This window comes from Gordonia sp. C13 (assembly GCF_023218005.1).
Lineage (GTDB): Bacteria > Actinomycetota > Actinomycetes > Mycobacteriales > Mycobacteriaceae > Gordonia > Gordonia namibiensis.
Window position 1 is genome coordinate 17,453 of record NZ_JALPSY010000013.1, and the last position, 12,272, is coordinate 29,724.

General features: G+C 69.1%; 12 protein-coding genes and 1 riboswitch. Of the genes, 6 read left to right on the top strand and 6 right to left on the bottom strand.

Going from position 1 to position 12,272, the window contains the following annotated elements; genetic code table 11:
* Positions 1-10 precede the first annotated feature (10 nt).
* The 3 genes from M1L58_RS12300 to M1L58_RS12310 are packed head-to-tail and all read right to left on the bottom strand — an operon-like array spanning position 11 to position 5,150.
* Positions 11-2,692 carry a serine/threonine-protein kinase gene (locus M1L58_RS12300; protein WP_248659086.1) on the bottom strand — a complete coding sequence of 894 codons (2,682 nt, stop codon included), beginning with the start codon at positions 2,690-2,692 and terminating at the stop codon, positions 11-13.
* The gene (locus M1L58_RS12305) at positions 2,692-3,708 is read right to left on the bottom strand and encodes a glutamate ABC transporter substrate-binding protein (protein WP_006868847.1); all 1,017 of its coding nucleotides are present in this window, start codon (positions 3,706-3,708) and stop codon (positions 2,692-2,694) included. The genes M1L58_RS12300 and M1L58_RS12305 overlap by 1 nt, the downstream gene beginning before the upstream one ends.
* Positions 3,705-5,150, bottom strand: coding sequence for a hypothetical protein (locus M1L58_RS12310; RefSeq protein WP_006868848.1), 1,446 nt, complete (start codon positions 5,148-5,150; stop codon positions 3,705-3,707). Before M1L58_RS12310 ends, M1L58_RS12305 begins: the two co-directional genes overlap by 4 nt.
* 273 nt (positions 5,151-5,423) lie before the next feature.
* Between M1L58_RS12310 and M1L58_RS12315 the strand changes: the two genes are divergently transcribed.
* Positions 5,424-5,906: an NUDIX hydrolase gene (locus M1L58_RS12315; RefSeq protein WP_040537177.1), complete on the top strand. Its 483-nt coding sequence runs from the start codon at positions 5,424-5,426 to the stop codon at positions 5,904-5,906.
* Here M1L58_RS12315 and M1L58_RS12320 read toward each other — a convergent pair.
* Positions 5,903-6,271: a hypothetical protein gene (locus tag M1L58_RS12320; protein ID WP_248659087.1), complete on the bottom strand. Its 369-nt coding sequence runs from the start codon at positions 6,269-6,271 to the stop codon at positions 5,903-5,905. The genes M1L58_RS12315 and M1L58_RS12320 overlap by 4 nt on opposite strands.
* 486 nt (positions 6,272-6,757) lie before the next feature.
* The gene (thiE, locus tag M1L58_RS12325) at positions 6,758-7,444 is read right to left on the bottom strand and encodes a thiamine phosphate synthase (RefSeq protein WP_248659088.1); all 687 of its coding nucleotides are present in this window, start codon (positions 7,442-7,444) and stop codon (positions 6,758-6,760) included.
* A gap of 47 nt (positions 7,445-7,491) precedes the next feature.
* Positions 7,492-7,602: riboswitch (TPP riboswitch) on the top strand.
* On the opposite strand from thiE, the gene thiO reads away from it, so the two are divergent.
* The 5 genes from thiO (at position 7,596) to M1L58_RS12350 (ending at position 11,565) form a co-directional block, all read left to right on the top strand.
* Positions 7,596-8,660, top strand: a complete 1,065-nt coding sequence (gene thiO / locus M1L58_RS12330; RefSeq protein WP_248659089.1) for a glycine oxidase ThiO — start codon at positions 7,596-7,598, stop codon at positions 8,658-8,660. Its footprint overlaps the riboswitch before it by 7 nt.
* Positions 8,657-8,857, top strand: a complete 201-nt coding sequence (gene thiS / locus M1L58_RS12335) for a sulfur carrier protein ThiS (protein ID WP_006868853.1) — start codon at positions 8,657-8,659, stop codon at positions 8,855-8,857. Before thiO ends, thiS begins: the two co-directional genes overlap by 4 nt.
* Positions 8,850-9,671, top strand: a complete 822-nt coding sequence (locus M1L58_RS12340; protein WP_308221811.1) for a thiazole synthase — start codon at positions 8,850-8,852, stop codon at positions 9,669-9,671. Before thiS ends, M1L58_RS12340 begins: the two co-directional genes overlap by 8 nt.
* Positions 9,672-9,814: 143 nt before the next feature.
* The gene (locus M1L58_RS12345) at positions 9,815-10,810 is read left to right on the top strand and encodes an ABC transporter ATP-binding protein (RefSeq protein WP_248659090.1); all 996 of its coding nucleotides are present in this window, start codon (positions 9,815-9,817) and stop codon (positions 10,808-10,810) included.
* Positions 10,807-11,565, top strand: a complete 759-nt coding sequence (locus M1L58_RS12350; RefSeq protein WP_248659091.1) for an ABC transporter permease — start codon at positions 10,807-10,809, stop codon at positions 11,563-11,565. The genes M1L58_RS12345 and M1L58_RS12350 overlap by 4 nt, the downstream gene beginning before the upstream one ends.
* A 36-nt stretch (positions 11,566-11,601) precedes the next feature.
* Here M1L58_RS12350 and M1L58_RS12355 read toward each other — a convergent pair whose 3' ends face one another.
* Positions 11,602-12,270, bottom strand: a complete 669-nt coding sequence (locus M1L58_RS12355) for a phosphoribosyltransferase (protein WP_248659092.1) — start codon at positions 12,268-12,270, stop codon at positions 11,602-11,604.
* Positions 12,271-12,272 lie beyond the last annotated feature (2 nt).

Genomic DNA, 12,272 nt, shown 5'->3' on the forward strand with positions numbered 1-12,272 from the left:
CGTATCGAGGTCAGAACAGCGTGTTCGGCCGGACGTAGTTCGCGAGATCGACCAGCATGAACCGGTGTTCGCGGTTGTTTCGGGTCTGACGGGCGAGCTGGCGCAGGGATCTCTCGGTGCCGGTGCGGATCCCGTACTCGGTGAAAGGGAAGCCCAGGAGGGTCGAGGGTTCCTTGTCCGAATCCTCTTCCTCGGGGTTGTCGTGAATCCAGCCGAGCGCGGTACCGAGCACGATCAGCAGCATGCGCGACTTACGGGGTTCGGTGTCGGGGATCTGCTCGAGTCGTCGTGCGGCCTCGACGATCTGGTTGCGGGTGACCTGCGAGGTGGGCCGGCCGTGCACCAGCGCGATGATCGCCGTCGCCCGGGCGGTGTTGAAATGCCTACTGGTGGCGGGCACTTCGTCGAGCGGGCGGATCGCACCGTCGTAGTCGCCGGCGGCCACGGCGAGACGGGCCAGCCCGAAGGCGGCGGTCACGATGCTGTGATCGGTGAGCCACAGGTCGTGATAGTGGTGTTGTGCGACGTCGTAGAGCCGGGAGATCTTCTCGGCCGACTTCCCCGACCCGTTCTCGTCGGCGAGCCACCGCCCGATCAGTTCGGCGGTACCGGCGACCGCGAGTTTGGGAGCGACCTCGCCCGGCATCGCACCCAGCACCTCGTCGAAGCGTTCGTAAGCCAGCTCGGGTTCGTCGTTCATCAGAGCGCAGATGCCCATGTACCACTCCACCCGCCACGAATCACCGTGGTGCTCACGGACATCGCGGAGCAATGCGAGAGCGGTGTCGACGTCGTCGAGCTGCAGGTGGGCGCGCGCCTCGGCCAGGTCGATCTCCAGCGACGGGTGGGCGTTCTTCACCGGTCGGCCGCCGAACAGCGATGCGAACCCTTCGGCGCGTGCGGTGTTGATCGAGTCGAGGGTCTGCCGCGGGTCGGACAGGGCGGCCGACGTCAGCAGGCTCGCGGCCGGGTCCAACGGATTCACCAGGGGCAGTGGGAGTGCGGTGGCGATGTCGACCGGATCGTAGAAGGCGGCCTGGTCGGGGTCGAAGAAGCCGTCGACCGGGGCGAGCATCAGATCGGTGCCGAAGGTCGAGCGCTGCGGAGTGAAGACCGTGGACAGCGAAGGTCGGGGGACACCGGTGTGCACGGCGACCGTCTCGCGCAGCACGTTGAGCACCTGGGTGCTCATCTCCTCCGCCGAGGCGAACCGGTCGGCCGGATCGGGGGCCGTGGCACGTTGCAGCAGAAGGTAGAACGACGGGTTGTCGCGGAAGACGGCGGTCTCATCGGGGGCCGGGAGACCGTCGACGTAGCGCCCGTTCCGCATCTCCATCGGCACGGTCAACACCGCGAGGGTGCGTCCGACGCTGTAGATGTCGGTGGCGACCTGCGGGCCGGTCTTGACGATCTCCGGGGCCTGGAAACCCGGTGTGCCGTAGAGGTGTCCGTAGCCGTTGATCGGTGAGACCGCCCCGAGGTCGATCAGCTTGACCTCGTCGCTGCCGACCATGATGTTCTCGGGTTTGACGTCGTTGTAGACCAGGCCCACCGAGTGGAGATAGCCGACTGCCAGCAACACCTCGAGGATGTAGGCGAGACCCTGTTCAACCGACAGCAGTGACTTCTCCGGGTCGCCCGAGGTGATCTGCTTGAGCGTCTGACCGCCGATGTACTCCATCACGATGTAGCCGAAACGCTCGCCGTCATCGCTGATGTGCTCGACGAAGTTGTAGATCTTGACGATGCCGGGATGGTTCACCGACGCCAGGAACTGCCGCTCGGCCACTGCGACGCGCTGGGCCTCCGAATCGGAGGAGTTCAGAAGACCTTTCAGAACGACGGGCCGGTCACTGACGTTGCGGTCGATGGCCAGGTAGATCCACCCGAGTCCGCCGTGGGCGATGGCGCCGGCGATCTCGTACTGGTCGGCGACCAGCGTCCCCTGGGCGAGGCCCGGCACGAACGAGTACCGCGCACCGCAGTTGGCGCAGTCGCCGGTGGGCGGGCCCTCGCCCTCACCCTCGAGTCGTCCGACGGGTTTGCCGCAGCGCCAGCAGAATCGCTTGCTCTCGGCGATCACCGGGTCGTCGATGACCGCGTCCTCCGGCTCGATGTCGGTGATCTTCGGCATCTCGACCAGGCCGCTGCCGAGGCGGCGCTCGTGGACCGGCGGGCGTCGCCGTGGGACGAGTCGCCGTCCGAGCGGGCCCGAATCCGGTTCCGGTGTGGCGCGGGTGCGGACAACCCGGTCGGTTCGGCCGTCGAAGCGGTCCGGCGGCGCGATCCCGACGGTGAATGCGGGCGCGGCCGCCTGCGTTCCGACATCGGAGTCGGCCACCGCGCGCGGCCTGGTGGTGTCGTCGTCGTCGGCGGTGTCGTCGGCTCCGGCCATCAGAGCGTCGAGATCAGCCTTCTGCGTGCCGACCTCGACGACCTGGTCGGTGGTGCCCTCGTCGGGGGAACGGACATCGGTCGTGTGGTCGTCGGTCGGGTTCTCGGGGCCGGCGGCCTCGGCGGCATGCGCGTCGGTGGTGTGACGATCGGTGTCGGCCTCGTCGTCGCCCATCAGGTCGGCGAGAGAGACGCGCTGGGTACCGACCTCCTCCGGGGTGTCGGGGGTGGGTACGTCATGACCCTCGGGGCCGTGAGGGTCTGCGTGGGATGGTTCGCCGGCGTAGTCCATGGGCATCAGTCCCGGTAGTACGGCTGCGGTGCGCCGAATCCACTGTCGAGGATGGTGAGCCAGCGATCGCGGATCTGTTGCCAGCGGCCGGTCGCGCGGATGCGTTCGAGGACCCCGTTGACGAAGCGGATCATGTCGTCCTCGCCCTTCGGGATGCCCACGCCGTAGAACTCCTCACCGAGACTCGGGCCGACGACCCGGACCCACGGGTCCTGTGCGGCGAGTCCGGCGAGGATGGCGTCGTCGCTGGTGACCGCGTCGACCTGGCCCTGTTGCATGAGCACGAGGCAATCGGCCCAGGTGGTGGTGCTGACGATCCGCACCCGCGGCTGGATGGACTGCATCCGGCCGATCGAGGTGGTGCCGCGGGCGGCGCAGACCCGCTTGTCGGCGAGCTGGGAAGGCCCGACGATGTTCGAGTTGCGGAACGACAGGATACGTTGCGACGCCACGTAATACGGGGCCGAGAACGAGATGTCGCGGAGTCGGTCGCAGGTGATGCTCATCGTCTTGATGACGACGTCGACGGTCTTGTCGCGCAACGCGTCGATGCGTTGCGCGGAGCTGAGCACCTGGAACTCGACGCGGTTCGGGTCGCCGAAGATCGCCGCCGCGATCTCGCGGGCGATGTCGACGTCGAAGCCCTGGATGTCGCCGGAGATGGGGTCCCGGAAGCTGAACAGGTTGGAACCGATGTCGAGTCCGACGATGAGCCGGCCGCGTTCGAAGATGCCGGCCATCGTCGAGTTCGGCGGCATGCGTCCTGGTACGGGCATCTCGGCGGGTGGGCGCAGGGTGAGGGTCGCGTTGCACGCCTCCGAACTCGGCGGCGGCTCGATCGGCACGTCGGTCTGGACGCCGGGCAACACCAGCGGTCCGGCCGTTGCGGTCGGCGGCGGTGCCTCTGGAGCGGGGAACCGGACACAGCCCGTGGCGACCAGGGCCACGAGCAGCAGGACCGCGACGATCAGCGGCCGCCGCGAGCGGGCGGGGCCGGGAAGGCGGAGCCGGGAGAAGGTCATCGGTACTCCCGTATTCGGGGGGTGAGCCCGCCGACGATCGCGACGGCGGCGACGACCGACAGCAGGAGGATGCCGGTCCCGGTGAAGCCGAGCACGCGCTGGGCGGTGTTGATGTCGTCGCGGAACGACGTCCGCGCGGTGGTGATCGCGTCGACCAGCGCGGTGTCGACGGCCGTGTACGCGCGGGCCGAGCTGTTGAGGCCGTCGCCGACCGTCAACTGGCGGGCACGGTCGAAGTCGCCGGTCTGGATGTACCGGCGGACGGCGTCGTCGGTGCGTTTCCATTCGGCCAGCGCCGTACTCACCGCATCGAGCTGCTGATCCGACACCGAACCCGTCTCGTCGGAGCCGCGGACGTCGTCGACGATGCCGGCGATCTTGGCGGTCGTTGCGGCGAAGGTGCGTTCCAGCCCGCCCTGATCGCCGCGGCGGATGAGTGACAGGGTCTCGGCCGATCTCGCCTGCTGGGTCAGGATGCGTGCGGCGGTCAGCTCGCGCAGCGGGTCGGCGCCGTCGGTGCGGGCGTTGCTGGTCGCCGCGACCGACATCAGTCCCGACGCCAGCAGCCACACCGTCCCCAGGGTCAGCGCGAAGATCGCCGCGACCATCCCGAGGTTGAAACGACGCCGGGTCTTGCGCGCGAGATACCGGGAGGTCAGCACCATGGCGGTGAGCAGCAGTAACAGCGGGATGTAGACCGTCCACGGCGGCCGGGTCAGCGAATGCTGCGGGTCGGCGATCGCCATCGACCGTCTCTCGTAGAGACGTTGGGCGGCCGGCAGGATCTTGTCTTGCATGAGCGACGACGCCTGACCCAGGAAGGCCGAACCGACCGGATTGCCCAGTCGGTTGTTGGTGCGGGCCGTCTCGATGAGGCCGCTGTAGACCGGGATCGACGTCGACAGGGTGTCGAGGTCCGCCGACAGCGCCCGCTCGGTCGCGTCCTCGGTCATCCCCGGTCCGGGTTCGCTCGAGGTCCCGGTCGCGAGGATCAGCGACGACGAGGCGGTCGCGAGGGCGTCGGAGTAGCGTTCCCGCAGCTCCGGCGTCTCCAGACCGCCCGAGATGAACGCGGCGTTCGCGGATGCGTCGGCGATCGACAGCGAGCTGTAGAGGACCTGCGCGGCCTCGGCGAGCGGCTCGGTCCGGTCGATCAGACGCTGCAGTGTCTGGGTGCGGTCCTCGAGCACGATCGAGGCGTACCAGCCGGTGGTCAGACAGCCGAGCACGAGGATGACGCAGATGATGATCAGCTTGCCGGGAGTGGTGCCCGAGTAATGACGGAGAGTCTGGAACGGTGACTGCGCGCGCTCGCGTGCGGTGGCGACGAGCTCTCGACGATCGGCGAGGACCTGGCGGATCGGCGGCGACGACTGGGCGGGGCGGATCGTGCGACCGCCACGGGTGAGTGCCGTCCGCACGGAGGACGCATCGCCGGTCACCTAGCTGATCCCCTTCTCGAACGCTGGATCGTCTCCGGTGCGGCCGCTCGGTCCCCGGTCCCCGTGCCGGCTCCCGCGACCTGAAAGAAGAATGACTCATCTGGGTCATCGCTCACCGGGTCGTGCGTGTTTCAGCCTATGCCATCGAGGAGGGTTCCTCCGGGCATCGCGGTCGCCACGCCGACGGGTTCCTGATGGCCCTGGCAGGTCGCGCGAGTCTCACTTACGGTGGAGGAATCCGGCGTACGGCTCGCCGGGCTGCAAGGAGGCGTGGTGCGCGGAGACGGCGACGGCTGGGTGATCGATCCCGACGGTTCACGGTACTGGGGTGTCCACGGCGCGGCGGGTCTGCTGCTCCGGGCGCCGCTGGCCGACGGCGCGACAGGTGTTCTGCTCCAGCATCGCGCCGCGTGGTCCCACCAGGGCGGGACCTGGGCCCTGCCCGGCGGTGCGCGGGACTCCCACGAGGGCGCGATCGACACCGCGATGCGCGAAGCCGAGGAAGAAGCCGGCATCGACAGCGCGGACCTGCGGGTCGTCGCCGCCGTCGTCACCCACGAGTCACCCGGCGGCTGGACCTACACGACGGTCATCGCCGAGACCGACGAGCCGGTGCGCACGGTCGCCAACTTCGAGTCGACGGAACTGCGCTGGGTCGAAGAACAGCACGTCGATCAGCTGCCGCTGCATCCGGCGTTCGGCCGGGCCTGGCCCACGCTGCGCGAGCGCATCGCCGCACTCGACCCGCAGGGTTAGGAGCCGAGCAGCCGGTTGGCGCCGGAGATCAGTGCGGCGATGTTCGCGTCGTCCCCGGTTCGGCCCTCGCCGAAAGCCCACGCCTGCCGGCCGTTGTTCTCACACAGCAGGAACGTGGCGATCGCGCCGTCGACCTCGCGCTGGTGCAGCCGCAGGATCTGAACGGGTGCGCCGAGGTCGTACAGGATGGACGTCATCGCACCGAGCGGTCCGGCGGCGACGGCGCTGCACGACATGATGCGGTCGGCGATCGCGATGGTCGCACGGCATTCGACGAGGTCCTGCCGCGCCGGTGCGACCGACCACGAGCCGAGGCGGATGGCTCCGCCGCATGCGTACTCGTCGGTGAAGTGTTGCCAGCTCATCCCGATGGCCTCCTCGCGCATACCTGCAGGCAGCGGGCGGCCGAAGTGCTCGGTGACGGGGTCCCCCGACGGCGCGGTCGCATGCCTGTGTCGTGAGAAGGATGGGTGGGGCAGATGAAGAAGATGCATCTCGAAAACCGATTTCGGTCGAAGAACGGATGACCGACTGGAGCGCGCAACCGACCCGCAGCGGGGGGTCGGTCAGAATCAGACCCCGCTGCGGCGGGTTACGAGCACGCGCTTGAGCATCATGATCCGTCCAGGCTAGACCGCGGTGTCGGGATCAGGCAAACGGATTCCACCCCGGGCCCGATCCGAAAACCACCCCTGAAAACCGCCCCTGAAAACCGCCCCTGAAAACCGCCCCTGAAAACCGCCCCTGGGAAGCGCGCCCGAGATCCGCCCTCCAGAGGGCCGTCGACGACGATATGTCCGAGGTCCGGCTGCAGAGGGCGGATTCCAGGGGCGCTTTTCAGCAGGTCGGCGCTACAACCGGTCGAGGAGGTTCGCAGCCGCGGCGGTGGGATCGGCGGCGGCGGTGATCGCCCGCACGACGACGATCCGGCGGGCACCCGCGGCGGTCACCTCCGGCACCCGCGGCGCGTCGATCCCGCCGATGGCGAACCACGGCTTGTCGGGGGAGGCCTCGGCTGTCGTGGTCACCAGGTCGAGGCCGGCGGCGCTGCGACCCGGCTTGGTGGGGGTGGTCCAGCACGGGCCGACGCAGAAGTAGTCGACGTCGGGGTCGGCAGCGGCAGCGGCGGCCTGCGCGGGATCGTGAGTCGACGCCCCGATGATCGTGTCGGGTCCGACTATCCGGCGCGCCACCTGTGGCGGGAGGTCGCCCTGTCCGACGTGGAGGACGTCGGCACCCGAGAGCGCGGCGATGTCCGCACGGTCGTTGACCGCGAGCAGCGCACCGTGGGCGTCGACGACGCCCCGCAGCGCGGCGAGGATCTCGAGTTCCTCCCGGGCCTCGAGCGTGCCGAACTTCTTCTCGCCCGCCGACCCCTTGTCGCGCAGCTGCACGATGCCGACGCCACCGGCGAGGGCGGCGCCGACGAACTCGAGCAGGTCGCCGCGCTCGCGCCGCGCGTCGGTGCACAGGTAGAGCCGGGCGGAGTCCAGTCGGCGGCGCGATTCGGTGGCACGTGAGCCGGGGGTGATCGTCACGGCGACCAGGCTAGCCCCGCGTGGTCCGGCCGGGCGTAGGGTGGACCGCGAGAACACACGGGAGCCCGGGCAGGCGGGCTGAGAGTGCGGACCCCTTCCGCAGACCGTCGAACCTGATCCGGGTCATTCCGGCGAAGGAAGGTGATCTGACTTGAGCGACACCCCAGCACAATTCGACCGTGCGCTCACCGTCGTCGGCGGTGGCGTCGTCGGTCTGACCTGTGCGCTCGCCGCCGCCGATGCGGGCTGGCGAGTCCAGGTCATCGACGCCGGTCACGACGAGCGGGCCTCGTGGGTGGCAGGCGGCATGCTCGGTTCGCTCGGCGAGGGTCATCCGGGTGAGGAGGCCGCGCTCGCGCTGTCGGTCGAATCGGTGCGGCGCTGGCCGACGCTGGTGAAGCGGCTCGACGACCCCGCGATCGTGACGGCCACCGACTCCCTGTTCGTCGCCGGTTCGGCGGCCGACGCCGCGTACCTGCGTCACCTCGCCGATTTCGTCTGGGCCAACCAGCCGCGGACCGACGCCACGCTCAGCTCGGTGACGGGTCGTGAGATCCGTTCTCTGGAGCCGTCCTTGAGTTCGCGACTCATCGGCGGGTACCGGGCGGTCGGGGAGTGGTCCATCGACAACCGGCGGCTGCTGGCGACCCTGCGCAGCGGCGGGGCCGCGGCCGGGGTGCGGTACACGGATGCGCGGGTGGAAAGCCTCACCGACGCGCGCGAACTCGCCGGTCCACGAGATCAGATACTCCTCGCCGCTGGACTCGGTACCGCGACGTTGCTTCCCGACGTACCCCTCCACGCGGCGAAGGGAGAGATCCTCCGATTGCGCCGGACACGGTGGTCGGTCCCGCCGCCCGGACACGTGGTCCGTGCCCGACTCCACGGCCGGGCGGTGTACCTGGTCCCCCGCGAGGACGGGATCGTGGTGGGCGCAACACAGTACGAGGCCGGGGACGTTCATGACCGCGTCCCACAGGCGGGCGGCGTGGCCGATCTGCTCGCCGACGCGATCGAGGTCATGCCGGGGCTGCGTACCTACGAACTGACCGAGGCGGGCGCCGGACTGCGTCCGTGCACCGCCGACGGCCTACCGATCGTGGAGCGGATCGACGACCACACGGTGGTCGCGACCGGCCACGGCCGCAACGGAATCGTCCTCGCACCGGGCACGGCGGACAAGGTGCTCGGGATTCTGGAAGGAGCATCAGCGTGACCATCACCGTGAACGGAGAGGACCTCGACGTCGGCGACGACGCGTCGGTGACGGATGTCGTGACCCGACTCGGGCTGCCGGACCGCGGCATCGCGGTGGCCGTCGACGGTGCGGTCGTACCGCGCGGACGATGGTCGGCCCACACCATGACCTCGGGAGCGGTCGTGGAGATCGTGACGGCGGTGCAGGGTGGCTGAATCCGACAGCATCGACGGCGCAGACGTTTCCGAGGCCGACCCGCTTCGGATCGCCGGCCGCGAGTTCTCCTCCAGACTCATCACCGGAACCGGCGGCGCAACGAATCTCGCGTCCCTCGAGCGTGCGCTCGTCGCGTCGGGCACGGAACTCACGACCGTCGCCGTGCGTCGCGTCGACGCCGCGTCGGGAACGGGTGTCTTCGACCTGTTGCGCAGGCTCGACATCGCGGTACTGCCCAACACTGCCGGGTGTCACACCACTGCCGAGGCGGTGCTCACCGCGCAGCTGGCTCGCGAGGCGTTCGAGACGAACTGGGTCAAACTCGAGGTCGTGGCCGACGAGCGCACCCTGATGCCGGATGCCGTCGAACTCGTCGACGCCGCAGCCGCATTGGTGGCCGACGGATTCGTGGTGCTCGCCTACACCAACGACGACCCGGTCCTCGCCGCGCGACTCGCCGACCTCGGGGTCGCCGCAGTGATGCCGCTCGGCTCACCGATCGGGACCGGACTCGGAATCCTCAACCCGCACAACATCGAGATGATCGTCGACCACTGTTCCACGGCCTTCGATGATCCGCTCCCGGTGATCCTCGATGCCGGCATAGGCACGGCCAGCGACGCCGCCCGCGCGATGGAACTCGGTTGCGACGGAGTGCTTCTCGCGACCGCCGTCACGCGTGCGGAGAATCCGGAGCGGATGGCGTCGGCGATGCGGCATGCGGTGATCGCCGGAAGGCTCGCCACGCAGGCGGGTCGTATCCCGAAACGGTTCTGGGCGCAGGCGTCGTCACCGACCCCGGATCGCGCCTGAGCCGACCCTGTTGCCCGAGGTGCGGGGAGCGCAAGCCGCCGGGTTGAGTAGCGACGAAGGAGCGTATCGAAGTCGACGAGCCTCGAAGGCCCGGCGTGTCGCAACCACCCGGCGGAGCACCGCCCGGCCGCTATGGTCGAGGCGTGTTGCGGGTAACGAATCTCACGAAGGATTTCGGGAGTCAGCGCGCGGTCGACGACCTCACCTTCGAGGTGGGGCCGGGGCGGGTCACCGGCTTCCTGGGACCCAACGGCGCCGGCAAGTCGACGACGATGCGCATGATGCTCGGACTCGACCGCCCGACGTCGGGGACCGCGACGATCAACGGCGTGCCGTACCGCGAACTCGACCACCCGCTCCGTCAGGTCGGTGCACTGCTCGATGCACACTGGATCCACCCCAATCGCAGCGCGCGTTCGCATCTGCGTTGGCTGGCGGCGAGCAACCGGATTCCCAGGTCCCGGGTGGACGAAGTGCTCGAGATCGTCGGGCTGGCGTCGGTGGCCCGGAAGCGGGCCGGTGGGTTCTCGCTCGGTATGTCGCAGCGGCTCGGGCTCGCGGGTGCGCTGCTCGGTGATCCGCACACCCTGTTGTTCGACGAACCGGTCAACGGCCTCGATCCGGAGGGGATCGTGTGGATTCGGGGTTTCATGCGGCAGTTGGCCGCCGAAGGACGCACCGTACTCGTCTCCAGTCACCTGTTGACCGAGATGTCGCTCACCGCAGATCATCTCGTCGTCATCGGCCGCGGACGTCTGATCGCGGACTGCTCGGTCGGTGAGTTCACCGGTCGGGCGCGGCAGTCGGTGCGGGTGCGCGGGCCCGAACTCGAGAAGCTGCACACCGCATTGGAACAGGCCGGTCTCACGCCGGCGCCCGGTGCACCCGATGCCGCGGGACGGCCGGTGATGAGGGTGCCCGACACGACGACCGACCGTGTCGGGGACATCGCCGCCGCGGCAGGCGTGACGCTGCACGAGCTCGCCGCCGAATCGGCCTCGCTGGAGGAGGTGTTCATGTCGATGACCGCCCACGCCGTCGACTATCACGGGGGTGACGGCTTCCGGCCCGTCGAATCCGGACCCGGCGGTCAGGGCGGTCGGGGCGGTCAGGGCACCGCGGAAGGGAGTCGGCGATGATCGGCCAGGCACTCGCGGCGGTCGACGCCGAGCGGATCAAGTTGTCCAGCACCCGGGCCCCGTACTGGTGTCTCGCGATGGTGGTCGTGTTCGGGATCGGTGTTGCGGTACTTCTCGGTTGGCTGTTGTCCGGCGGTTACGCAGACTCGGCGTCGGTCGACACCCGAACCATCGACTACCTGGTCGGCGTCAACCAGTTCGGGGTCGCGGTCTTCGCGATCATGGCCGTTCTCGGCGTCACCACCGAGTACCGGTTCGGCACCATCCGACCCACTTTCGCCGCAGTACCCCGACGGCCGCTCGTGCTCCTGGCGAAGACCGTCGTGTTCGGCGGGCTCACCCTTGTGGTGGCCGCGGTCGTGGGCCTGCTCGGGGTTGTTCTGGGACAGGCGCTCACGGGTAACGGTATCGCGCTCGGTGGCCCGGACACGGTTCGGCAACTCTGGGGCACTCCGGTTTTCGCGACGCTGTGTGCGTTGATCGGGTTGTCGGTGGGTGCTCTGGTACGGCATTCCGCGGGAGCGGTGGCGATCGTGCTGGGGTGGATGTTCGCGTTCGAGCGCATCTTGTCCGTGCTCCCGCGTATCGGGGAGAACATCACGCCGTTCCTGCCGTTCCTCAACGGGTGGAACTTCTTGTCCGGCGGCGACACCGCCTTTCACTGGAACGCGTACGGCTCGTTGGCGTACTTCGCGGCGGTCACCGTGATCCTCCTGACGACCGCGATATTCGTGACCAGCGCTCGGGACGCGTGACACGCAAATCCTCAGTGGCGCTCTCGTGCACCACCTTCAACGTCCGCGATCGCGATCCAAACACTCGATCACCTCGTCGTCGTCGACCTGGCTGAAGTCGTCGTAAGAGAGTCCGACCGCCTCGAACGGCTCCGGCATGGTCAGTACGACGACCTCGTCGACGCCCCGATCGATGAGCCGGCCCACCGAATCCGAGGGAGCCGTGGGCACGGCCACGATCAACCGTGCCGCACCGGCCGCATCCATCGCGTCGACGGCCACGGCCATCGTCGAACCGGTGGCGAGACCGTCGTCGACCAGCACCACCACGCGGTCCTCGACCTCGACCGGGGCGCGTCCGCCGCGGTAGAGCTCCTCACGATCGTTCAGGATGTGACGTTCCCGGTCGGCGACCGCGTCGAACTCGGCACGCGAGACACCCAGTCGGCGGGGCACGTCGTCGTTGACCACGAGATGCCCGGCGGTCAGGGCGCCCATCGCGAACTCCTCGTGCCCCGGTGCGCCGATCTTGCGCACGACCAGGGCATCGAGGTCGCCGCCTGTCGCGTCGGCGACCTCGCGGGCCACGGGGACCCCGCCGCGCGCCAGGCCGATGACCACCGGCCTGGCGCCGCGGGTGTCCTCCCGGGCCCGCAGTCTCTCCGAGACCCGGGAGCCCAGAGCACGTCCGGCCGCGACTCGGTCGGAGAAGACGCGGCCGGACATGA